Source organism: Bradyrhizobium sp. CCBAU 25360, assembly GCF_028128695.1.
GTDB classification, from domain to species: Bacteria; Pseudomonadota; Alphaproteobacteria; order Rhizobiales; family Xanthobacteraceae; genus Bradyrhizobium; species Bradyrhizobium ottawaense.
Window position 1 is genome coordinate 127,299 of the sequence record NZ_LBJA01000043.1, and the last position, 22,826, is coordinate 150,124.

The window sequence follows — 22,826 nt, forward strand, 5'->3', positions numbered from 1 at the left end:
CGTCGACAGATCCGCGGAATGAAATTCCGCATCTCCTACTGAATTGAAAATGACTTGACCGCCTATCCGGCGTAGACAGGACCAGCGGCCGCCGACGCGGCCCAAAGTCATTTGCATGCGCGGGGAAAGAACAGTGGCCCTCAAGAACATCATCGGTATCGACCACGCCGTGGTCATGGTTCAGGACCTCGACAAGGCTGCCGAGAACTACCGCCAGCTCGGCTTCACCGTGTCGCCGCGCGGCACCCACAGCGCGCATATGGGCACCGGCAATTACACCATCATGTTCGACCCCGATTATATGGAGCTGCTCGGCGTGCTCGTCGCGACCGAGCACAATGTGCCGGCGCGCGCCTTCCTCGACAAGCGCGGCGAAGGCATCGAGCGTATCGCCTTCACCGCGGTCGATTCCGCTGAAGGCGCGGAGGAGATCCGCGCACGAGGCTTGACGCCGATCGGCCCGACCGATTTCGAGCGTCCGGTAACCTTGCCCAACGGCACGGTCTCGGCGGCCAAATTCCGCACTTTCATGTGGCCGACAGCGGAAGCGCCCGGCGGGGTACGCATCTTCGCCTGCCAGCACAAGACGCGTGACACGGTTTGGATTCCCGAATTGATGAAGCACGCCAATGCGGCGAAGCGGATCAGGCAGACGCTGATCGCAACGCCGGAGCCGGCAAAGGACGCCGCGCATCTCGGCAGGCTGATCGACCGCGAACCGACGGCCGAGGCCGACGGCGCGGTCACGGTGCCCTCCGGCGGCGATCGGGCCGACTTCGTCTATCTGACGCTGGACCAGCTCGCCAAACGCTATCCCGGCGTGCCGCTCGCGGGCCTTTCCGACCGCGGCGGCGCTGCGCTGGTGCTCGTCAGCGGCGATCTGGCCGCGACCGAGAAGGCGCTGGGGTCCGCCGCCGTGCGCAGCGGGGCTGCGCTCTGTGTGCCGCCGGCCAAGGCCAACGGCACCCTGCTCGCCTTCATTGCCGCCTGATTTGAACTAATTCTTTAACGCGTGTTTACCCGGCGGCTCTAGGATTCCCTGCAATCCAAGCCACCGGGACCCGACGCATGTTCAAAGAGGGATCGCCGATCGCCTATGACGCCCCGGCCGAATTGAAGAAGTGGCCGTCGCTGAAGGGCGAGAGGCAGAAGGACCGAGGTCCGCCCTATCTCGTCTACAACGGCACGCTCGCCGACTGCGTCCGCGAGCTCATGGGCAAGCCGATCAAGGGCATCTCGCTCTACGACATCATGACGAAGCCGCAAGCGGCCTTCGATCAGACCGTGCTGTCGCCGGGCGATGCCGCCGAGATGGCGATGCGCAAGGATTTCCCGAAGGACTAGCAAGAACTAATTCGCGGCGCGCCTGCCGGGCGTCTTGTCCTTCTGCTTCGAGGAAGATTCCGTCGGCGCATCGAGGAAGACGACGGGCGTACCACGCTTGGTGTTGTCGCCGAGCGTGCGGGCGTCCCAATTGGTCAGCCTGACGCAGCCGTGGGACGCCGACTTGCCGACCCTGTCGGGCTCCGCCGTCCCGTGGATGCCATAGCCCTGCGCCGACAGCCCGATCCAGTACGATCCCACCGGATTGTTCGGGCCTGGCTTGATGTCGAACGGCTCCCTGGATTTTACGCTCTTGAACTTGTACTCGGGATTGTAGTGGTAGGTCGGCTTCTCGTTGGTGCTTGTGACCTTGAGTGTGCCACTCGGCGTCGGACGATCCGGGCTACCGATTGAAGCCGGGTAGAACGCGAGCAGAGCACCACTCCCGTCGAACGCTTTGAGCGTCCCCTGTTTCTTGTCGACCTCGAGCCGTGCAATGCGAGGCAGCTCTTTTCGCGCGGAAACATTCGCAACGACGATCGTCTCGCCGGCCTTGTCAAAGGATTTTCCCGGATTGAGCATCTTGAGCAGATCCGCGCTCATGTGGAATTTCTCGGCGAGCCCCTCGATCGCGCTGGTGTAGCTCAGCGCCTTCAGCGACCTCATCTGCTCGAGCCTGGCCGGCAGCTCCTTCAGGAAAGGTCCTTTTACATCGGCCTCGTCGATCTTGTAGTCGACGACAATGGCTCCCTCGCTCGCTACCGTCAGCTTGTCCCAGAGTTCGGGCGCAATTCCCTTCTCGGATGCGATACCGTTCTGCTCGGCAAATGCCTTCAGCGCCTTCTGCGCGTTCTCGCCAAGCTTGCCGTCGATCTCGCCGGGCGAGAATTGCGCACGATCGAGCAGGACCTGAAGCTTCACCACCGATGCGTTGAGCTTGTCGGTGGCCGGCTGTTTTGCGGGCCGCGCGGCATCATTCACCGCTTTTGCATCGAGATTGCCCGCGAGCACCGGGCAGATGAGCCACAGCGACATCACCGCGCCAAGCATCCATCGCATCATGATCGCTCGTCCAATTCGAAAAATAGAGGTCCGCGAAACCGCGGGACGTTTCTGTTTGGGAACACCGTAGTAACACCGAAGGAACCGACGAGACCGCAGCTTTGCCGCAATCGGACGGTTAATAACTTCTTATCGCCGGCGCACCGCTGGCCGTTCATCCCACAGTTCGAGGTTGTCTCCGCAAATGCGATTTGTCATCGCGGCTTGCGCCGCGTTCTTGATTCTGATGTGCGACCTCGATCCGTCGGCGTCCCGGCAAACATCAACTTTCGACCGCGCCGTTATTCAGAACAATCGGGCCTCCCCACTTGTTCCGGTGGTCGAACTCTTCCTCGCAAGTGTGCAGGCCATCGAGCTCGCCAACGCGCGTGCCGCCTATGAGCAGGTGATCGAGCCGCCCCGCGCGGACGAGCCAGCCCTACAGGCGCCGGTTTCCCCGACCGAGCGATTTTGCCACGCGCTTCGCGAGGCCGCCGAGGCCAGCGGCATTCCCGTGCCATTCTTTGCCCGCCTGCTCTGGCAGGAGAGCCGCTTCAAGTCCAACGAGGTGAGCCAGGCCGGCGCCCAGGGCGTGGCGCAGTTCATGCCTGGGACGGCCGCCGAAGTCGGGCTCGACGATCCCTTCGATCCCATGAAGGCGCTGCCCGCATCGGCAAAATTCCTGCGCAAGCTTCGCGACGATTTCGGCAATCTCGGACTCGCCGCGGCTGCGTATAATGCCGGTCCCGGCCGCGTTCAGAAGTGGCTCGCCAAGGAGAGCGAGCTGCCCCGTGAGACGCGCGACTATGTCCGCATCATCACCGGCACCAAGGCTGAGGACTGGACCGAGCGGTCGGAGGCGCTCGCGATCAGGATCGACCTGCCGCGCGAGGCGCCGTGCGAAGGCATCGGCAGCCTCTCCAAGGCCAAGGATGTCGCCTGGGTCCCGGTGAACCTGACACCCTCGGTCGCGACCATCATTCGCAAGGCCGAACAGCTTGCGGCGCGCCTGTCGACAAACCGCGCGCGCAAGCGGTTCGTATCCCTGCTCCACAAAAGCGCCTCGGCCCGTGGCAAGGCGAGGAGCATGATTGCGGCCCGCGCGGCGAAGGGCACCAAGGCTCGCGCCATCCGTATCGCGGCACGCGAACGTTCGGCGATCTGACGCACAAATCGAGAAGCCGCCCGGTGGGCGGCTTCCGACGGCGAAGAACTAATCGATCTCCTCGATCACGCGTCGTTCGCGAGGCTCGATGACATAAGTCCGGGTATCGCGATGGATGTAGCGGTACTCCCGCAGGTCGGGCGCATCACGGTAGACCGTGCTCGGAAATTCCTCGACCTCGACGCTATCAGGGACGCGATCGCCGACATGGATCTCGGTGCGTGCGGTGCTTCCGGTGGTCTGCCGTTCGCTCCGGCCCTCGGGACGAGCTTTCGCATGCTTGCGGATCGCATCGCGATCGCGGTCAGAGAACTTGCTGGCGCTGCGCTCGCGGGCGGTCGACGTCGTCGTTGCCGTGGATTTCCCCGAATACGGCAGCACCGTCACGATCTTGTAGGTCGCAGGATCCACCACGACGATCTCATCCTTCACCAGCGCGAAGCTGTAGCCGCGATACTGCGGCACGATCTCGACGACATCAGGCGGAAGGGTCGAGAGGTGCACATCGCGCGGCACCACCGTGCCGACATTCAGCGAGAAATTGACGCTGGTCAGCGGCCGGACGTTCAGATGCGAGATCGAGGCGCTGATCTTCGTCTCCTGCTGGCGGTTCAGATTGACGTTGGTCTGCGCAGCCGCCTGAGAGTTGGTCCCAGACCGCTCGCCCTGCGCCTGATTGCCGGTTGGCGCCGTCGGTGCCTGCTGAGCCTGGTTGGTCCCGGATGCAGCGGGCGCCTGCTGCGCCTGATTGCTATTGGCCGGCGGCGGATTGGACCGATCCTGCGCCTGGTTCGTGTTTGCCGGCGGCGGGTTGGCGCCCTGCTGGGTCGCGGGCTGGTTGCCGGTCGTGTTCGAGCTTGCCGTGCCGCTCTGCGGCCGCGAGGTGTCCGTGCTGTTCGCAGCATTGGACGTGCCCGATCCGGAATTGGCAGCCCCGGAGGACGGCGCGGTGCTCTGCGTCGTCTGTGCCGAGGTTCCTGTCGACGGTGATTGCTGCGGCTGCGATGTGGTCTGCGGCGTGCCGGCCGCGCCGGATGGCGAGGTCGTCGCTGGCGCCGTGGAACTTGATTGGGATTGCGGCATCTGCTCAGACTTCGTGGTCGTGCTCGGCGATTGCGCGAAGGCGGCGTTCGCCAGCACCAGCCCTAATGCGGTGGTTGCCAACAGGCGGATCATGGTTCACTCCCTTTTATCAAACGAACGTTGGCTACTAACCTGCGCTAAAACGGCCGGTTCCACTTTTTCCCGAGACAAAGCGGACCGCTTCTGCACGGAACCTGCGATGCCATCGAAGAGTGCCGGGATCATCGCCTATCGCAAACGCCGGGCGATCGAGATCCTTCTCGTTCATCCCGGCGGGCCGTTCTGGCGCAACAAGGATCTCGGCGCCTGGTCGATCCCCAAGGGCGAGTATGCGGACGAAGATGATGCGGAGGCCGCCGCGCGACGGGAATTTGCCGAGGAGCTGGGATTCGAGCTGTCCGTGCCGCTGATCGCGCTTGGCGAGGTCAAGCAGCGCGGCGGCAAGCTCGTCACCGCGTTCGCCGCCGAGCTCGATATCGACGTGCACAGCATCCACAGCAACACGTTCGAGATGGAATGGCCGCCGCGCAGCAGCAAACGGCAAGTCTTCCCGGAGGTCGACCGTGCCGAATGGTTCACGCTCGAAGAGGCGCGGGAGAAGATCAACGCAGGACAACGCCCGCTGCTCGATCGGCTGGCGCAGCTGGCCGGCGGTGAATAGCGATGGAAACAGGTGCGCTCCCTACTCCGTCTTGATGTCCGCGGCAGCGACGACCTCGGCGAGCTCCTTGGTCTCCTTCGCGATCTTCGCGGCGTACTCGGCCGGGGTCAGCACGCTGACCACGCCCTGCGAACCGAGCTTCTCAGCGACCGCCGGATCCTTCGCGGCCGCGGCGATCTCCCGGTGCAGCGTCTCCAGGATCGGCGCCGGCGTCGACTTCGGCATGAAGAAGCCGACCCAGAACGAGATGTCGAAGCCGGGGAAGCCGGCTTCCGCGACGGTCGGCACATCGGGCAGCGCCGGCAGCCGCTCGGCCGACGACACCGCGAGCGCGCGCAACTTTCCGGCCTTGACCAGCGGCACGGCGGAGAGCGGATCGAACACGGCCAGCACCTCCTGGGCGAGGATGCCGACCTCAGCGGCCGAACCGCCGCGATAGGGCACGTGGATCAGCTTGATGCCGGCCTTCTGGCTGAGCAGCTCCATGGCGAGATGCGCAAGATTGCCGTTGCCGCCCGAGCCGTAAGCCAGCGCACCGGGTGCGGACTTTGCCGCGGCGACGAGATCGGCGACGGTCTTGACGTTCGCCGTCTTGGGATTCTCCGGATTGACCACGAGCACGAGCGGCGCCGAGACGACGGTGGTGAGCGGCGCGAAGTCCTTTTCCGGATCGTAGCGGATATCCTTGAATAGCGTCTTGTTGAGCGTGATGGTGGAGGAGTTGCAAGCGAGCATGGTGTAGCCGTCGCCTTCCGCATGCGCGACACCTTCGGCTGCAATCATGCCGTTGGCGCCGGCGCGGTTCTCGACCACGAAGGGCTGCCCGAGCTTGTTGCCTAGGCGATCGCCGATGATGCGCGCGACGACGTCGACCGGCCCACCGGCGCTGAAGCCGACCATGATTTTGACCGGCCGCACCGGATATTTCTGCGCCGAGGCCTGCGTCGACAGCGCAGCGGCGCACAATCCGGCGATGACGGCCAGCAGGCGGGCGGTTCGTTGCATTGGTTCTCTCCCCAGACATCAGCAGCGCCGCTTGTGCAGGCTTGTTGGTGCGACGCATGTGAAGATCATGAATAGCGGTCACGCCGGATTTCGCAATCGTGTTCGGGCGCCCGCATTCCGCCGCACGGCACGTGCGCGCCGCCTCCAAGCAAAAAATGCGAAAACAACCCCATGCACAGTAGACGGCCCCTGTCGGAACAAGGACTTACGCCAGGCCGCGAGCTTCGGATGTTACGAAACGATTTTGACTCGTCGGGCAAAACAGGGGCATAATGCCATCATCGCGATCCGCGTCAGCACCCGGCCTCCACGATCATGTGGGCCTCGCTTCGATCGCGCACAAGCCCAGCATCGACATTTCAAAACGCAATCGCCGCACGGCAACCGAGAGGGTCGGCTCGCACCAGAGGGGCCGGCTCGCGCATGCCGTGGGCTCGAAGGAGACATCGACATGACAACAGCCATGACACGCAACAGCACGACGCCAATCGTCAGGTACGGCAGCAGGCCCACCCCGCGGGTCAAGCTCACCGGACAACGGATCGCAATTCAGCATCCGGACGCGGAGACCGGCGAGCACTTGATGGGCGAGGCGCTCGGTGCCGTCGATCAAGACGCTCTGCATGGCATCCTCAAGCAATTGACGAAAGCCAGCGTGATCCTGCAGAAGCCCGATGAGGACAATCTCGCCTTCATGATCTCGATGATGAAAGGCATCGCGCCGCGGAATTCTCTCGAGACCATGCTGACGGGGCAGATGGTGTCCGTCCACGTCGCGACCATGCGCTTTGCCTGCCGTCTCGCCTTCGCCGAAGGCATCCCGCAGCAGGAGGGCATTTCGCGCACATTGACCCGGCTGGCCCGCACCTTCGCAGCCCAAATGGAGGCCCTCAACCGCCACCGCGGCAACGGCGAGCGTCCGATCACGGTGCAGAACCTGTCGGTACAGGACGGCGGCAGCGCGATCGTGGGGAATGTCGCGCAGCATGCGCATCTCATCGCTCCCGAGCCGGGCACCGCGATAGAGGCGGGACCGGTGCCGTCCGGCAACGCCGGCGAGCGCGAACGGGCCGAGGCCATGCAAGGCATCACCGCATGAGTGCCGATCGCATCCGCAACACGCGCGCGATGTCGGCGAGCGCGCGCTGCGGCGCCAGCACGCGCGGCGGCCTCGCCTGCCGCGCGCCGGCGGTGCGCGGCAAGCTCCGCTGCCGCATGCACGGCGGCGCGCCCGGATCGGGCGCGCCATGGGGAAACCGCAATGCCCAGAAGCATGGCGCCTTCACGCAGGAGCGGATCGCGGAACGAAGGACGATCCGAGAGCTGTTGGACGAGGCGGGGAAGCTGCTGGGGGAGCTGGATCCGGACTAAAAGGAAAGCAGGTAGATCGGAAGCGTCGAGGCGACAGATCGTTCAGAAGGACATGAGCGACACCGCCGCGCCCCTTGCCCACGACAATTCCAGGACGCATTCGCCCGCGCGAAGTGCTGCAGCGCCGGGCCACATCACCGGGTGCCAGCCGAAAAGCTAGCGCGGCGCGTTCGCCGGATCGACAGCGGAAATCTGCAGCCCTGCCTCATCCAGCGCCTGGGCAATCTGCTTCGCCAGCAGCTTGGCCTCTTCGGTCCCGATCTGCGTGTCGGGGTGTCCCTTGAAGAACGCGCAAATGGTCGTGGCGATGATGGTATTCACCTGGTGCAAATCATCCATTTGATGCACGCGAAGTTGCGAACGGATTCACCCGGAAGAGGTGGCGCATCGCGAACGCACAGGAAGAGCGGTCAACGCAGACCAAAGAACGACAGAATGGCTGCGATCACGACGACTAATCCTATGAGGTAAATCAGGCCGTTCATCGGAGTTCTCCTTTTCGATGGGGTAACCGAATCTATCCGGGGGACGTGAGTCCACCCTTGGCGCTGCTCTGCTCCACGAGCTCGAGCTTTTCGAGCTGAACTTCCTTCTCTATGGCCGTCAGGGAGTTGCCGATCTTTTCGACGATCCTGACCAGATCGGCATCGGAGATCTTGAGGCGCTTTCGAACGGACTTGACCTGCTTTGCGTTCGCAAGATCAAGCGTCGTGCGAATGACCCGTGGCGGCCTTGAGCACAGCATGAGCAGGTCTCCTGACCAAGGTAAGAGCGGTGACGTCTCTTTTGTTCCGAATCTTCATCAGACCACGCGTACTGAATGACGGAATAGACGAGACGACGACGATAGGAGGCGCGATAGACAAGGGATGCGTGTCGGCGCAGAGAACTTCGACCGCGTCGACAGCGGGTCTCACAAGCGTAAGTTGATCTTCCCGGCTACGACCTCGGTCCCGCCTTGGCATTGTAGACTAATTGCGTCGCAGCGCCGGTCGTCTCAACCTCGCGGCGCGCTCGCCCCGCCTCGAACGGTTTCGAAGTTGGCGGGCTGCAGCGCGGCTCGTCTCTCCGCGATGGCGTTGCTCAACAGGCCGAGCACCAGACCGAATGCTGCGAGCTCTTCTTCCTCGATAGCGCCGTCGTCGTAGCATTCGAGCGTTTCAGCTATGATGGCGTCGGCCTCGCGCTGCAGAACCAGAAGCTCCTGGCTCGATCCCGCGGTTCGCGCGCTGGACACCATGGCCAGGATTCTCTTACGGTGGTCGGTGGTCTCCTCTCTTTCGTCGCGATTCAAATAGCGACGCAACCAGGCAGCGGCCGAGCCGATCCCGGAGAGAAGCAGGAGCCCGAACCAGAAGTAATCGCCGTATCGGTCGAGGAAAGTACGTTCGTTTCCATCGATGACAGCCGCCGCTCCCCGATGCACCGGCAGCTCCGTGTCCTTGTCGACATCAGGCTTGGTGATGTGCGCAGCGCCCGGGACCTGCCTTGCAATCGCCTGGCGAACGGCAAAGAGCTGACGGAAAAAGGCAGCGACTGTCGTTTCAGGCAGAGACTTTCTCGCGACGATGAGGTGGCTGACGCTGACCGTTTCAACCTTGTCGCCCGGCCAGGCCGGATCCGCATTGAAGACGCTGGGCGGAATTTCCTCCGATTCATACCGTGGATGCTTCAGGGCGATCGCTTCCGACGTCTCGATGGCGAGAAATTTCGGCTCGCCGCGCAGGCGCGCCGTTGCAGCCACGGCATCGGACGTGACTTTGCTGTCGAGCGGCCCGACCGCCATGAATGCATCGATGGTAAGATCGCGTGCCAGCTCCTCAGTCTGGTCCGTGCCGACGTGTGTCACGACCACCTTGTCCGCTTCGACTCCGGAGGCGCTCAGGATGACGCGTAGCAACGCGGCGTTCACCGGGGTCCGGCCGATCACGCCGACGCGGCGCCCTGCGAGATCGGCGACCTCCTTGATTCTCGGCGCGAGCTTTCTCTTCGAGCCCTTGCCCGCAGATCCAGACGGAGCCCACAGCACGACGAAGTTCTTGCGCACGACGGCGACGGTCTGCGCCTCGGCAGGCATGTCCAGGTCGCCCCGGCCGACGGCGAGGTCGGTCTTGCCAGCCCCAAGCAGCGCGAGAGCCTCCACCGCTCCGTTGGTCTCGATCGGAAGCAGCCTGATCGTCCGACTTTCGTCGCCGAACGCATCGGCCATCGCCTGAATGACTTTGTAGTCGTCGCTGCCTGGTGGTCCAACGGCAATGCGGAGGGTGTCCGGCCGCAACGTATAATAGAGAGCGCCCGCCGCGGCGCCAAAGACAAGGAATCCCACGGCGAGAACCAAGAGCAAGGAATTGCTCCTCCTCCGCTCTCGGCGGGCCGCCTCGCTGGCCGTTTGACTTGTACTCTCGGATGAAGACATTGCCGCCGCTGGCCGCAGGTGAAGGCGCGTCCTGGCAGGACGCCACGTTTCCCCAAGGACAACGTCTGGCGGCCGTCCTGGTTCATAACCGCCGCCTGAGGCCGGCAATACGATCAGTCGCGTCGTCGTGTCGGCCCGCAGACAGGCGGCAAACGCCGTGCTGATTGCCGGCTGAAGCCACAATCCGGAATGAGGGGGGCGCGCTGCCGCCATTGGCGCCCGCCCCGCCATCATGTATCCCCACCCGAAACCCCCTCGGGACGGGACGCCCATGGCCACCAACGACGACGCGGGCAACGCCACCCGCGCGCTGATCTTCGCGCTGCTCGCCCTCGCCTGCGGCCACATGCTCTCCACCTTGCTGCGCACCATTCCGGCGGTCAGCCTCGACCTCATGGCGGCCGATTTCCATATCGAGCCGCAGGCGCTGGCGAGCCTCACCTCGATCTATCCCTTTGCCTTTGCCGCGGCTCAGATCCCAGTCGGGGCGGCGATGGACCGGTTTGGCGTGCGGCCGGTCTCGCTGAGCCTGCTCGCGGGGACCGTGGTCGGCGCGATGGCGTCGGGCTTTGCCACGGGGGCTGCGAGCTTTGCGGTCGGGCAGTTCATGCTGGGCGTTGCCACGTCGGGCATGCTGATGTGCCCGATGACGCTGGCGGCCAAGCAATTGTCGGCGGCGCGCTTCGGCCTGTGGTCGGGCGCGATCCTCTCGATCGGCAATATCGGCATGCTGTTATCGTCGAGCCCACTCGCCTTCGTGGTCGACGCTTACGGCTGGCGCGCCGGGTTCTGGATGTCCGCGGCTGGCGGCGTCGCAGTCGCGCTCGCCGTGTTCGCGCTGGTGCCGCAGCAGCCGGCCGAGCACAAGGACGATTCCTCGCCGTTGTCGCAGATGATCGAGGTGCTCAGGCTCGGCCTTTCACGTCCGTTGCGAGGGCTGATTGCGCTCGCGCTGGTGTCGCTGGCAACTTCGCTGGTGCTGCGCGGCCTGTGGGGCGGACCGTGGCTGATGGACGTCAAGGGCTTGTCGCGGGTCGAGGCCGGCAATCAGCTCGGCGCGTTCACGCTGGCGATGATCGCAGGGCCCCTGTGCATCGGCATGATCGACCGCAGGCTCGGTCGTCGCCGCGCGCTGGTCGCGGTCACGCATATGGCCGGGGCGCTGCTGCTGGCGCTGATGGCGCTCGGGGCGCCGCGTTACCCCGTGTCCGTTTTGTTCGGCGTGCCCGTGATGCCGCCGCAATACGACCTCGTCCTGTTCGTGCTGATCGGCCTTGCGACCTCCGCCCAGCCGCTGCTGTTCGGCATGTCCCGCCAACTCGTCGATGCGCAAGTGGCGGGCAAAGCGCTGGCGGCGGTGAACCTCGCCTTCTTCCTCGGCGCGGCGCTGATGCAGTCGGTGACGGGCGCGGTGGCGGCACTCGCCGGCCTGCCTGCGGTGCTGCTGTTCATGGCTGCCATGCTGGCATTCGGCGTGCTGATCTTTTTGACTTACACCTCGCCGCGTTCGTAGGATGGCGGGCCGGTCTGCCAAAGGAAATAATCATGCCCGTCGATACCAAAGCCGCCACCGACCGCCTCATGCGCTTCCTCGCCGTCGAGGGCGTGACCGGACAGGAGGCGGCGATCGGGCGTGAGCTCATGGCCGCGCTGAAGGAGAGCGGCGTGCCGGCAAAGGCGATCCGGCTCGACGACGCCAACACCCGCATTCCCGTGCCGACCGAGACCGGCAACCTGATCGTCGACCTGCCCGGCCGCGGCGCGCTGCACAACCAGCCGCGCATCATGTTCATGACCCACATGGATACCGTGCCGCTGTGTGCCGGGGCCAAGCCGAAGAAATCAGGCCGCAAAATCGTCAACTCCGCCAAGACCGCGCTCGGCGGCGACAATCGCTGCGGCTGCGGCGTGCTGGTGACGCTGGCGGCCGAGCTCGAGAAGCATAAGCTCGACCATCCGCCGATCACGCTGTTGTTCTGCGTGCGCGAGGAGAGCGGGCTCTATGGCGCGCGCCACGTCAAGCTGGACGAGCTCGGCTCGCCCGTGATGGCCTTCAACTATGACGGCGGCTCGGCCTCCAACGTCGTGATCGGCGCGGTCGGCGCCGATCGCTGGACCGTCGAGATCATGGGGCGCGCCTCGCATGCCGGCGTCGCGCCGGAGCGCGGCATCTCCTCGACCATGATCATGGCGCTCGCGCTCGCCGAGGTGAAGGCCGGCGGCTGGTTCGGCAAAGTGGTGAAGGGCAAGCGGCAAGGCACCAGCAATGTCGGTCCCGTCACCGGCGGCGAGGGCCGCCCCGCGGGCGATGCCACCAACGTCGTCACCGACTACGTGCATGTCCGGGGCGAGAGCCGCAGCCATGACGGAAAGTTCTTCAAGGAGATCACCAAGGCCTACAAGGCCGCGTTCGAAAAGGCGGCAAAGAAAGTGACGAATGCGCAGGGCAAGTCCGGCAGGGTCAAGTTCAAGGCCGAGACCGACTATTATCCGTTCCGCATGAAGGACAGCCAGCCCATCATCAAGCGCGCGGTCGAGGCTGTCTCCGCAGTCGGCGGCACTCCGAACGTCCGCACCGCCAATGGCGGCCTCGATGCCAACTGGATGGTCCGCCACGGCATTCCGACCGTGACCTTCGGCGCCGGCCAGAACGAGGCGCACACGATCGACGAGTGGATCAATCTCGACGAATACGACCGCGCCTGCGCGCTGGCCGTGCAACTTGCGACGATGCGGTGAGTTTCCGTCTGTAGGGTGGGTTAGCCGAAGGCGTAACCCACCACTGTTCGTCTCCGTGGAAGCACAAGTGGTGGGTTACGCCGAGCACATGCGCTTTGCGCATCTGCTCGGCTAACCCACCCTACGAACCAAAAACAAAAAGGGAGGCCACATGCCGCACATCGCAAATATCGAGACCGGGCTCTACCGGATCCCCCTCCCCGTCACGCTCTCCGACTCCACGCATGGCGAGATCGCCGCGTTCGAGCTGATCACCTGCCGCATCCGCGATGCCGACGGCGCCGAGGGCGTCGGCTACACCTACACCGTGGGCCGCAACGGCGGCGCTGTCGCCGACATCCTCAAGCGCGAGATCCCCGCGCTGATCGAGGGACGCGAGGCCGACGATACCGAGGCGATCTGGCATCACGTCTGGTGGGCGCTGCATTATGGCGGCCGTGGCGGGCCCGTGGTGCTGGCGCTCTCCGCGCTCGACATCGCGCTGTGGGATTTGAAGGCGCGGCGCGCCAAGCTGCCGCTGTACCAATTGCTCGGCGGGTTCGACGCGCGCGTGCCGTGCTATGCCGGCGGCATCGACCTCGATCTCTCCGTGGAGGCGCTGCTCAAGCAGACCGACGGCAATCTCGCCAAGGGCTTTCGCGCCATCAAGATGAAGGTCGGCCGGCCCGATCTCAAATCCGACGTCGCGAAGGTCTCCGCGATGCGACAGCACCTCGGCGACGGCTTTCCGCTGATGGTGGACGCCAACATGAAATGGACGGTCGAGGAGGCGATCCGCGCCGCCCGGGCCTTCGTTCCCTACGACCTCACGTGGCTCGAGGAGCCGATCATCCCCGACGACGTCGCCGGCCACGCGCGCATCTTGCAAGCGGGCGGCGTGCCGATCGCGGCGGGCGAGAATTTGCGCTCGCTGTGGGAGTTCAAGAGCTACATCGCCAGTGGCGCGGTGTCCTATCCCGAGCCTGACGTGACCAATTGCGGCGGCGTCAGCGCCTTCATGAAGATCGCGCGGCTGGCGGAAGCATTCAACCTGCCCGTCACCAGCCACGGCGCGCACGACATTACCGTGCACCTGCTCGCGGCCTGCCCGAACCGATCCTATCTGGAGGCGCACGGCTTCGGGCTCGACAAATATATCGAGCACCCGCTGGTGCTGCAGGAGGGCAAGGCACAGGCTCCGGACCGGCCCGGGCACGGCATCAGCTTCGACTGGTCGGGGCTGGCGAAGCTGGCGTGACACCCATTGGCCGTCATTCCGGGGCGCGACGAAGTCGCGAGCCCGGAATCCATCGGCCCCAGAGGTTGCTTGCACGATGGATTCCGGGTTCGCGCCAAAAGGCGCGCCCCGGAATGACGAGGGAGAGACGGCGCGTGGCTGCACGCAAGGCATTCCAACGCGCTTGATGCATGCCGCGGATTATCCGCTATGGTGGCGGCAACCGAAATTTTGCGAGAGACCGCTGCCTTGACACCCGAGCTGCACCAGAAACTGACCGCGTGGCGCCGGCACCTTCACGCGCACCCGGAGCTGTCGCTTCAGGAGAAGGAGACCGCCGCTTTCGTGCAGGACAAGCTCACCGAGCTCGGGATTCCCTTCGAGGCGGGCATCGGCGGCCACGGCATCGTCGCGACCTTGACGCGCGGGCACGCGCGCAGCCGCGTCGGCTTGCGCGCTGACATGGATGCACTGCCGATCACCGAAGATACCGGGCTTGCCTACGCCTCCGGGACATCAGGCGTGATGCATGCCTGCGGTCACGACGGGCACACCGCCTCGCTGCTCGGCGCCGCTGCGCTGCTCGCCGCCGACAGCAGCTGGAGCGGCACGGTCGATTTCATCTTCCAGCCGGCCGAGGAAGGTTTCGGTGGCTCGCGCGCGATGGTCGCGGCCGGGCTGTTCGACCGCTTTCCGATGGAACGGGTGTTCGGCTTTCACAATTGGCCGGGCCTTGCCGCCGGCACCATCGCCGTGCATGACGGCGTCGTCATGGCCTCCGGCGGACGCATCACCATCACCATCGAAGGCCATGCCGGCCACGCCGGCATGCCGCATCTGACGCGCGATCCGGTGATGGCGGCCGGTCATCTGATCGTGGCCCTGCAATCAGTGGTCTCGCGCAGCGTCGATCCGCTCGACACCGCCGTGCTGTCGCTCTGCACCATCGAAGGCGGCACCGCGCCGAACCAGATCGCCGGACGCGTCACCATCCGCGGCACGCTGCGGTACCACCGCGAGGCGGTCAAGGACACCATCCTCGACGGCATCGAACGGACCTGCGCCGGCATCGCGACCAGCTTTGGCGTCAAGGTGACGCCCGAGATCGTCTGGGGTGTGGGTGTGGTGATCAACACGCCCGCTGAAGCGGGCCTTGCGCGGATCGCCGCCGAGAAGGTGCAGGCCGAGGTGCGGCGCGACCTCGCGCCCAGCATGGCCGGCGAGGATTTTGCCCACTATCTCCAGCAGCGGCCGGGCGCCTTCGTCTGGATCGGCAACGGCGAATTGCGCGACGGCGCCGAGCTGCACGGCCCGCGCTACGATTTCAATGACGCGATCCTGCCGGTGGCGTCGAGCTGGATGGCGGAAGTCGCCAAGACGGCGCTGGCGTCGAACTAGTTCACGAGATCTCGCGGGGCAACTTCCAATCCGACCGCGGTGCGAACGTCTCCTCGACGGGCGCCACGTGATATCCGGCAGGGAGAAGCCGGCCGCCCTCCTCGTCCGCGACCGGAACGTCGGTCACGAGGCCCTCGATCAGGGCGGCTTCCCACACCTCCTTCTCGGTCGGAAAGGGATCGCCGATCTGCTTGTTGCCTTCGAACAGCGCGTACATCGGTTCCGGTCCTTGCGTTGGCGGGTTCACCAGCAACGTATCGGCTGCCTGGACGTTCCTCTCCGGCAAAGGCAACGGAGGGCACGGAAACAATGGCGCGCGTTCTGGTCGGAACTTCGGGCTGGCATTACGACTCCTGGCGCGGCCCGTTCTTCCCAGAAGGCGTAACGCTGAAGCAGCAGCTGCGCTACTACGCCGGACAGTTCGACACGACAGAGCTGAACGGCGTGTTCTACCGCACGCCGACGCCTGACGCGGTGAAAGGCTGGCGCGAGCAGACCGGCCGCGATTTCGTCTTTGCCTGGAAAGCGTCGAAATTCATCACGCACTGGAAGCGCCTGTCGGAGCGCTCCGTCAACAGCCTCGAGCTGCTGGAGGACCGCATCTCTCGGCTCGGCGGCAAGGCCGGCCCGATCCTGTTCCAGCTGCCGCCGCAATTCCAGGCGGATGCGGACCGCCTCGCGTCCTTCTTCAAGCTGTTGTCGCGGAAACGGCGTTACAGCTTCGAATTCCGGCATCCGAGCTGGTATCAGCCGCGCATCCTCAAAATGCTGGCGGACGAGAACATCTCGCTGTGCCTGTCCGACCATCACGACGCGCCGGCGCCCTGGAAGCGCACCGCGGATTTCGTCTATGTCCGCGGACACGGGCCGGGCGGGCGCTATCACGGGCACTATACCAGGGCGACGCTGGCGCAATGCGCGAAGCGCATCAAGTCGTGGAAGCGGCAGGGCTGCGACGTCTATGTCTATTTCGACAACGACCAGAAGAGCGCGGCGCCCGCGGACGCCAAGGCGTTGAAGCAGCTGCTCTAGATGACACCGCTTTGCCGAAGCGCCGCGATCGCAGCCGCGTCATAGCCGAGTTCGGCGAGGACGCGATCGGTGTGCTCGCCGAGCGTCGGCGGGCGGCTCGTGATGTCGCCCGGCGTTTCCGACAGCCGGACGGCGGCACGCGTCACCGGCGCGGGCTTCGGCAGGCCGGGATAGTCGACGTCCTGCAGGAAGCCGGCGGCGCGGATGTGCGGATGATCCAGCGCCTGTTGCGGTGAGAGGACCGGCCCGGTCGGAATCATGGCCTGGCCCAACGCATCGACGGCTTCCTGCGTGGTGCGCCCGGCGCACCAGCGCGCCATCCGCTCGCTGATGATGGCGCCATTGTTGCCGCGACTGATGTCGTCGGCAAAGCGGGCATCGTTCAGCCACACCTCCTCCTCGCCCATCAGCCGCGCCCAGCGCTTGAACAGCGGATGCCCGGTGACCTGGCACAGCACCCAGCCGTCCCGGGTGCGGTAGATGTCGGCGGGCGCTGCGGTCTGGCCGAGATTGCCCGTCGGCACGCGATTGACGTTGATCACGGCCTGCTCGATCAGCGTCGCGTTGGTGAAGGACAACGCGGTTGCGAGCAGCGCGCCCTCGACGATCTGCCCACGCCCGGATTTGCCGCGCTCGATCAGCGCGGCGAGCGTGCCGAACGCACAATGCAGCGCGGTGCCGAAATCGACCCAGTTCACCGCGGCGCGGTACGGCGGATCGCCAGTGCCGGTCATGTACACCGACCCCGACATGACCTGCCCGACGCCGTCGAAGCCGACCCGGTCGGACCAGGGTCCCGGGCCGCCGAACGCGGTTGCGGTCGTCAGGATGATGTCGGGCTTGATCGCCTTCAAGGACTCATAGTCGAGCTTCATCGCGCGCAGGGTCTGCGGCGGCAGATTGGCGACGACGACGTCCGCGGTCGCAACCAGCCGGCGCATCACCTCCTGCCCCTCCGGCTTCATCGGATCGAGCGTGACGCACTTCTTGTTGCGGTTGACCTGGAGGAACAGCGCGCCCTCGCCGCCTTCGCCGACCGGCGCCACGAACCGATCCTCGCTGCCCTCGCGCTTCTCCACGCGAATGACCTCGGCACCGAATTCGGCCAGCAAGGTCGCGCAATAGGGCCCGGCGATATAGCGCCCGAAATCGAGCACGCGCACACCCTCCAGAACTCCTCCCATCGATCCCTTCCCCGTTGTTCTCTGCAGATTACAGGGACTGGCTGCGAGGGCAAGTTGGGAAGCGGGATGCACGTGCGACTTTCATCATCGCATCGCGAACAGCTCCTGATGAAACCGCTGTTCGACGGGGAAGCCGTGCGCGCTAAGGTCTCGTCTGAGCGCTTCCCCGAAACCCGCCGGACCACAGAACCAGATGCTCGCTTCGCGCCATTGCGGCACGGTTTCGCGAATGCGTTCGCCGGTCAGTCGTCCGTGACGGGCGTCGATGAGGACGTGGAGACGAACATTTGCCGAGCGCGCGTCTGCTGCGAGCTTGCCGAGGGCTTCCTCATCCACATCAGTGGTGGTGTGAAAGAGGTCAACCGCCTGCGCGACGGAGCAACCCGGAATATCCTTCGGCATGGCCATCTGTTTCATGCGGGCAACGAAGGGCGTGATGCCGATACCACCGCCGATCCAGATCTGGTGCGAGCAATCGTCATCGAAGGTGAAGCAGCCATAGGGCCCTTCCACCTTCACCTTCTGCCCGACACGGAGCTTCTCCCGCAGCCGGCTGGTGTGGTCCCCGAGTTCCTTGGTGATGAAGATGATCCTGGGCTCTGCAGCATTCCAGCACGATGCGATCGTGTAGGGATGCGCGCCCTCGGAGACATCGGACGTGGCGAAGGCGAACTGGCCCGGCCTATGGCCCGGCCATCCATGGGGCACCTCGATCTCGGTCTCGATTGCCCTGACGCCGGGATAATATTTGAGCGCGGTGATCCTGCCCTGGACCTGGCGACGGGCGCCAATGCGCCGCAACAGCGCGACAGCCGCCGCCCATGTCCCGAACGCAAGCAGCGCCCCCACGATCCAGCCGAGCGGCGACATCCAGTAGCTGAACTTCATCAGCGTGACGGCGTGAAACACCAATACCAGATACGCGACGGCGAGGAGCCGATGCGTCTTGTAGAAGAGCCGATAGGGGAACATTTGAATGAGCGCCAAGGCAATCAGCACGACGGCGCCGTAGAAGGCCCACTCGCCCAGCCCCTCCGCCGGTCCATGCAGGCCCGCAAAGAAGGCCTCAATCGGATTTTCGATGGCGGGTCTTTCCCCACGCTGCGGTCGGGTCAGCAAACCCCAACCGACCGCCCATTTCGGGGCATTGGCCCAGAGCCAATGGATAATGGCAGTCACGAGGGCAGCGATACCGAGCCATTTGTGCAAGCGGTACATCTTGTCGAGGCCACCCAGCCACGCCTCCGGCCAACGTGGTCGCAGCGCGAGGATCATCGCCATGCTCATGCAAACGATTGCCAGGACGCCGCTCAGCTGCACCATCCTCTCGCGAAGTGGGAAGAAGGGGCCCGGCCCAAATGGCTGGGGCTCCGCAATCAGCCACAGGAGGACGAGAACCGCCAGGCCGCCCCAAAATACCCGTTTGAGCTTCTCCATGCCGTCGTTGCCTCACAACGTTACGGCGCCGGCTTGACCTGATCGCGCCGCGTTGCATTGAGCTGACTCAAGCCGGATCGTGATGAGCTGCAGGGCCTGGTCGAGGCTGAGCGTGAAGGATTCTCTTTCAGCTCGTCGCCTGACGACCGCCTGAAACCGCCCCGCGACGCATCCTGCGTCGCGGGGCCGCAGCTCATTCCGTTCAAGACTTTGCTCCAGCGCAAACTCCTGAATGCCGCAATCTCCCACCTGAGAGCAAAGAAGCTCTTCGGAGGAAATCCCGTGATCATCTCAACCAAATCGCTCATACCCGCAGCCCTCGCGCTCTGTCTCGTCCTGGGGCAGTCTGCTCTCGCCGCCGGACCACACACGCATGAAGGACCAACCACGACCGCCGGGCCGGTGCTCAACCACGGCAAGAAGTGGCCGACCGATGACGTCTTGCGCCGCGGCATGGACGACATCAGCCTTGCCATGAGGCAATCGCTGGCACCCATTCACGGCAAAGTGTTTACGCCTGCGCAATACGAGGCTCTGGCGAAGCGAATCCAGGCGCAGGTCGATGACGTCGTAGGAAACTGCAAGCTGCCCGAGCAGGCCGACCAGCAACTTCACCTTGTCCTCGAGCAGATCATCGACGGCGCGGCCAAGATGAAAGCCGGGACCAGCCGCGATCAAGGAGCCAATAAGATCGTGCGGGCGCTCGCTCAGTACGGCAAGTATTTTGACCATGCCGGCTGGCAACCGCTGGAGCATTGAGGTCGATTGCCGCTGCCGCCTATGCGGCCACGGCCTCGTAGATGTCCTCCTCCTGGGCCGTGTGCATGCGCACCAGCGTTTCGATCGCCTCGATCACGCGCTGAGCGTCGCGAATGAGGTAGCGGTCGATCTTCTCTGACGGCAGATCCTCCGCGATCCGGGCGAGCAGCCGCGCGAGATGCAGTATCTCGCGATGCGCACGGCTCATGGCAGAGAGTCCGTGGCGGTCGCGCAGCACCTCGTTGAGCTTCGGATAGACGCTGTCTTCATCCTCGCGTTCGTGCATCACGACGCTGCCCTGGACCAGTCGGTGGGCCTCGCCAATCAAAGTCGCGGCGGATTCGGGCACCGCATCGTCCAGCGCATCGACGATCTGCCGCAGGCGGTCGAGATCCCTAAGCAGGGCCTGATGATCGTGATGCAACGTCAGCCCCTGCTCCGCGGTGAGGCGCGGACCGCCCCTGACGAGGGGCGGATTGAGCGCCCGCAGCGCGTTCAGGATGACGGCAACATCGATCACCTCCTGAACGATCGCGGCGGGGACGGGATCGAGCCAGCCAAGGCTGGCCGCGACCATGGCTACCAATGACAACCCCATCCCGACGAAGATGCTTTGCAGGGCAATGTGCCGCGCGCGCTGGGCGATGATGATCGCTTCGCCGACCCGATCGAGCCGATCCGTGAGAATCACCACATCTGCCGCCTCGGAGGAAGCGCTTGCACCGCGTGCACCGAGCGCGATCCCCATGTCAGCCACGGCCAGCGCCGGGGCGTCATTGATGCCATCGCCGACCATGATGGTCGGATGCAGCCGCTGTTCGCTACGCACCGCTTCGACCTTGTCCGAGGGAACGCGATCGGCCAGCACGGCATCGAGATCGAGCGCCGCTCCGATGGCCTGCGCCGCCGCGGCGCGATCACCCGTGACCATCACCATCCGCGCGATGCCGGCGTCGCGCAGCAGCCGGATCGCGCGTGGCGTGTCGGCCCGCAATTCGTCGGCCAGCAGCAGCGCGCCGATCAGGCGGCCGTCCACCGCGACGAGGACGATCAGCGCCGAGCGCCACGAGGCACGTCGAATCGCCCGCAACGCCCATGGCGACAGCTCGGCTCGCGAGAGAAGCATCTCTCGCGAGCCCGCCACGACTTGGCGTCCGTCGATCTGGCCGCTGAGGCCGGAACCCATGGTCTCCTTGACATGTTCCGGCGGCTTCAGCTTGAGCCCCTTGGCGAGGGCCGCAGCGACGACGGCCTTCGCAAGCACGTGATGCGAAGCTTGCTCGAGCGACGCCCCGAGCGTGAGGACCTCATCCGGATCCTCGCCCGGCGCGACTTCTACGGACAGCAACCGCGCTCCGCCCACCGTCAGGGTACCGGTCTTGTCGAAGAGCACGGTGTGCGCATGGGCCAACGCCTCCAGCGCCTTCCCGCCCTTGACCAGGATGCCGCGGCGGGCCGCTTGCGCCACCCCGGCGATGAAGGCGACAGGTGCGGCCAGAATCAAGGGACACGGCGTCGCCGCCACCAACACGGCAAGGCTGCGGGTTACGTCGCCGGAGATGTGCCATGCCACGAAGGACATGACGAGTGTCACCGGCAGGAAGATCAGCGCATACCGGTCGGCCAACCGCACAAAGGGAGCTCTCGCTGTTTGCGCCACAGTCACCATGCGCACGATGCCCGCATAGGTACTCTCGCTGGCCGCCGCGGTCACGGTCAATTGGAAGGTCTCGCCCGCATTCAGAGAGCCGGAAAGAACGGCGCTTCCGCGGGTCTTCTCTACCGGAATCGGCTCGCCAGTCACCGCGGACTCGTCGATCGCAGCGAAGGCCGACGCAACGACACCATCGACCGGCACGATCTCGCCGGCTTTAACCAGAAGCTCGTCGCCGACCGCGACGTCCTCGATCGGAACGTCCTCGATCCGCTCGCCGGACTTGCGATGGACCTGCCGCGGCGCCCGATCAACCAGGGATCTCAGATCATGCTCCGCCCGTGCGATCGCGATCTCCTCCAGGACATTGCCGCCGGAATACATCAGCGCGACCACGGCGCCTGCGAGCGGCTGTCCGAGCGCCAACGCCGCACTCATCGACAGCAGCGCGATCGCGTCCACTCCGACGCGGCCTCTCAGCAGGTCCTGGACGATCGAGGCCGCCAATCCTGCAATCACGGGCGCCGTGCCGAGCGCCCAGGCGAGATCGGCCAGATCAGGTCGGCCCGCGGCTCGCGCGAGAATACCCGCGGTCAACCCTGCGATTGCGATTGCAACCAAAGCCCATCGCAAGACCCGATCAAACGACATGGCTTGGCGCACCCGCCCTCCGGTATCCGCTCGCTATTGCTGCGGGACGGAGCTCTTGCTCCTGTGCATGAACGTCATCATCTCTTCGAAAGTGAGCTTCCCGTCCTTGTCGCGATCCATTGCCTTGAAGATCCGTTCGTGAGCGACTTGAAACTCGGGCAACGAGAGGGTCCCGTCACCATCGGCATCCATCAGCGCGAAGATGATGCGGAAGACGACCGGCGGCTCCATGGCGTCACCGCCCGTGCCATGCCCCTTCATTCCTTGTCCCATCATTCCGCGCCCCATCATTCCCATCATATCTCCACCGCGCATCGGACTCTGCCGCTCGGCGGACGGGCTGGCAGGAGAGCTCGATTGCGGCGACGCAGGCGTCTGCTCCTGTCCGGGATGATGGCCCTGATGGTCCGCCGGCGATTGAGCCAACGCCGGCTGGCCCAAGGTGACGAACAGCAACGCTGTAGCAATGGTTCGACCTAGCATGGTGCTTCCTCCGGCCTTGGTGTGGGGCCTAAGAAAGTGTCGAACTTCACCGATTTTACCTTGAGCCAAGTCAAGAAAGCGGCTTCTGCCCAGATGGCTTTTCGGCGCGACTGACCTCGGTGCCGCATTCACCCGGCGAGATCGCCCAAAACGGAACCTGCCGCCGGTTCTGCCGGCTGCTTTCTGCGATCTCCCGATCCCGAGGCGG

General features: G+C 64.9%; 23 protein-coding genes. 12 read left to right on the top strand and 11 right to left on the bottom strand.

The genetic code is table 11. The features are described from left to right. Positions 1-133 precede the first annotated feature (133 nt). Together XH81_RS27530 and XH81_RS27535 are read left to right on the top strand one after the other, a co-directional pair. Positions 134-991, top strand: coding sequence for a VOC family protein (locus tag XH81_RS27530; RefSeq protein WP_028143137.1), 858 nt, complete (start codon positions 134-136; stop codon positions 989-991). A gap of 77 nt (positions 992-1,068) precedes the next feature. Continuing rightward, complete coding sequence (locus XH81_RS27535; protein WP_018322685.1) at positions 1,069-1,344, top strand: hypothetical protein; 276 nt, start codon at positions 1,069-1,071, stop codon at positions 1,342-1,344. A gap of 6 nt (positions 1,345-1,350) precedes the next feature. On the opposite strand, the gene XH81_RS27540 is transcribed toward XH81_RS27535, so the two are convergent. Then, on the bottom strand, positions 1,351-2,385 hold the full coding sequence (locus XH81_RS27540) for a L,D-transpeptidase family protein (protein ID WP_028143138.1): 1,035 nt from the start codon (positions 2,383-2,385) through the stop codon (positions 1,351-1,353). Positions 2,386-2,569: 184 nt separating this feature from the next. On the opposite strand from XH81_RS27540, the gene XH81_RS27545 reads away from it, so the two are divergent. After that, positions 2,570-3,529, top strand: coding sequence for a lytic transglycosylase domain-containing protein (locus XH81_RS27545; RefSeq protein WP_038946938.1), 960 nt, complete (start codon positions 2,570-2,572; stop codon positions 3,527-3,529). Positions 3,530-3,577: 48 nt separating this feature from the next. Here the strand turns inward: XH81_RS27545 and XH81_RS27550 are convergent, their stop codons facing one another. Then, a complete protein-coding gene (locus XH81_RS27550) occupies positions 3,578-4,705 on the bottom strand; it encodes a DUF1236 domain-containing protein (protein ID WP_095426415.1) in 1,128 nt (375 codons plus the stop codon). Positions 4,706-4,811: 106 nt separating this feature from the next. Between XH81_RS27550 and XH81_RS27555 the strand changes: the two genes are divergently transcribed. Then, positions 4,812-5,273 (top strand): NUDIX domain-containing protein, encoded by a 462-nt coding sequence (locus XH81_RS27555; RefSeq protein ID WP_097669002.1) that lies wholly within the window; start codon positions 4,812-4,814, stop codon positions 5,271-5,273. A gap of 21 nt (positions 5,274-5,294) precedes the next feature. Here the strand turns inward: XH81_RS27555 and XH81_RS27560 are convergent, their stop codons facing one another. Next, positions 5,295-6,278 carry a Bug family tripartite tricarboxylate transporter substrate binding protein gene (locus XH81_RS27560; RefSeq protein ID WP_097669003.1) on the bottom strand — a complete coding sequence of 328 codons (984 nt, stop codon included), beginning with the start codon at positions 6,276-6,278 and terminating at the stop codon, positions 5,295-5,297. A gap of 451 nt (positions 6,279-6,729) precedes the next feature. Here XH81_RS27560 and XH81_RS27565 point away from each other — a divergent pair, with 451 nt between their 5' ends. Both XH81_RS27565 and XH81_RS27570 read left to right on the top strand, forming a co-directional pair. Then, positions 6,730-7,377, top strand: a complete 648-nt coding sequence (locus XH81_RS27565) for a hypothetical protein (protein ID WP_271596431.1) — start codon at positions 6,730-6,732, stop codon at positions 7,375-7,377. Continuing rightward, positions 7,374-7,649 carry an HGGxSTG domain-containing protein gene (locus XH81_RS27570; RefSeq protein ID WP_095426418.1) on the top strand — a complete coding sequence of 92 codons (276 nt, stop codon included), beginning with the start codon at positions 7,374-7,376 and terminating at the stop codon, positions 7,647-7,649. The genes XH81_RS27565 and XH81_RS27570 overlap by 4 nt, the downstream gene beginning before the upstream one ends. Before the next feature lie 156 nt (positions 7,650-7,805). On the opposite strand, the gene XH81_RS27575 is transcribed toward XH81_RS27570, so the two are convergent. From XH81_RS27575 to XH81_RS27585, 3 genes are all read right to left on the bottom strand, one after another. Beyond that, positions 7,806-7,970, bottom strand: a complete 165-nt coding sequence (locus tag XH81_RS27575) for a hypothetical protein (RefSeq protein WP_240536421.1) — start codon at positions 7,968-7,970, stop codon at positions 7,806-7,808. Between the two features lie 196 nt (positions 7,971-8,166). Next, the gene (locus tag XH81_RS27580; RefSeq protein ID WP_271596432.1) at positions 8,167-8,394 is read right to left on the bottom strand and encodes a hypothetical protein; all 228 of its coding nucleotides are present in this window, start codon (positions 8,392-8,394) and stop codon (positions 8,167-8,169) included. Between the two features lie 252 nt (positions 8,395-8,646). Beyond that, on the bottom strand, positions 8,647-10,065 hold the full coding sequence (locus tag XH81_RS27585) for a TAXI family TRAP transporter solute-binding subunit (protein WP_271596433.1): 1,419 nt from the start codon (positions 10,063-10,065) through the stop codon (positions 8,647-8,649). A 271-nt stretch (positions 10,066-10,336) separates the two neighbouring features. Here XH81_RS27585 and XH81_RS27590 point away from each other — a divergent pair, with 271 nt between their 5' ends. From XH81_RS27590 to XH81_RS27605, 4 genes are all read left to right on the top strand, one after another. After that, on the top strand, positions 10,337-11,578 hold the full coding sequence (locus XH81_RS27590) for an MFS transporter (RefSeq protein ID WP_271596434.1): 1,242 nt from the start codon (positions 10,337-10,339) through the stop codon (positions 11,576-11,578). A 32-nt stretch (positions 11,579-11,610) separates the two neighbouring features. Then, on the top strand, positions 11,611-12,804 hold the full coding sequence (locus XH81_RS27595; RefSeq protein ID WP_038971797.1) for a M20/M25/M40 family metallo-hydrolase: 1,194 nt from the start codon (positions 11,611-11,613) through the stop codon (positions 12,802-12,804). 151 nt (positions 12,805-12,955) lie between these two features. Continuing rightward, positions 12,956-14,041, top strand: a complete 1,086-nt coding sequence (locus XH81_RS27600) for a mandelate racemase/muconate lactonizing enzyme family protein (protein WP_028143148.1) — start codon at positions 12,956-12,958, stop codon at positions 14,039-14,041. Between the two features lie 228 nt (positions 14,042-14,269). Further along, positions 14,270-15,418: an amidohydrolase gene (locus XH81_RS27605; protein WP_028143149.1), complete on the top strand. Its 1,149-nt coding sequence runs from the start codon at positions 14,270-14,272 to the stop codon at positions 15,416-15,418. A 1-nt stretch (position 15,419) separates the two neighbouring features. On the opposite strand, the gene XH81_RS27610 is transcribed toward XH81_RS27605, so the two are convergent. Next, positions 15,420-15,635, bottom strand: coding sequence for a hypothetical protein (locus XH81_RS27610; protein ID WP_018322666.1), 216 nt, complete (start codon positions 15,633-15,635; stop codon positions 15,420-15,422). 92 nt (positions 15,636-15,727) lie between these two features. Between XH81_RS27610 and XH81_RS27615 the strand changes: the two genes are divergently transcribed. Beyond that, the gene (locus XH81_RS27615) at positions 15,728-16,450 is read left to right on the top strand and encodes a DUF72 domain-containing protein (RefSeq protein ID WP_028143150.1); all 723 of its coding nucleotides are present in this window, start codon (positions 15,728-15,730) and stop codon (positions 16,448-16,450) included. Here the strand turns inward: XH81_RS27615 and XH81_RS27620 are convergent. Together XH81_RS27620 and XH81_RS27625 are read right to left on the bottom strand one after the other, a co-directional pair. Further along, positions 16,447-17,634, bottom strand: coding sequence for a CaiB/BaiF CoA transferase family protein (locus XH81_RS27620; RefSeq protein WP_028143151.1), 1,188 nt, complete (start codon positions 17,632-17,634; stop codon positions 16,447-16,449). The two genes, XH81_RS27615 and XH81_RS27620, sit on opposite strands and share 4 nt — an antisense overlap. An 84-nt stretch (positions 17,635-17,718) precedes the next feature. Next, the gene (locus tag XH81_RS27625) at positions 17,719-19,071 is read right to left on the bottom strand and encodes a ferredoxin reductase family protein (protein WP_028143152.1); all 1,353 of its coding nucleotides are present in this window, start codon (positions 19,069-19,071) and stop codon (positions 17,719-17,721) included. A gap of 282 nt (positions 19,072-19,353) precedes the next feature. Between XH81_RS27625 and XH81_RS27630 the strand changes: the two genes are divergently transcribed. After that, positions 19,354-19,830 carry a hypothetical protein gene (locus tag XH81_RS27630; RefSeq protein ID WP_244429084.1) on the top strand — a complete coding sequence of 159 codons (477 nt, stop codon included), beginning with the start codon at positions 19,354-19,356 and terminating at the stop codon, positions 19,828-19,830. Positions 19,831-19,849: 19 nt separating this feature from the next. On the opposite strand, the gene XH81_RS27635 is transcribed toward XH81_RS27630, so the two are convergent. After that, on the bottom strand, positions 19,850-22,135 hold the full coding sequence (locus XH81_RS27635) for a heavy metal translocating P-type ATPase (RefSeq protein WP_028143154.1): 2,286 nt from the start codon (positions 22,133-22,135) through the stop codon (positions 19,850-19,852). 33 nt (positions 22,136-22,168) lie between these two features. Continuing rightward, entirely contained in the window at positions 22,169-22,618 is a 450-nt protein-coding gene (locus XH81_RS27640) for an EF-hand domain-containing protein (protein ID WP_038974306.1), read from the bottom strand. Between the last annotated feature and the right edge of the window lie 208 nt (positions 22,619-22,826).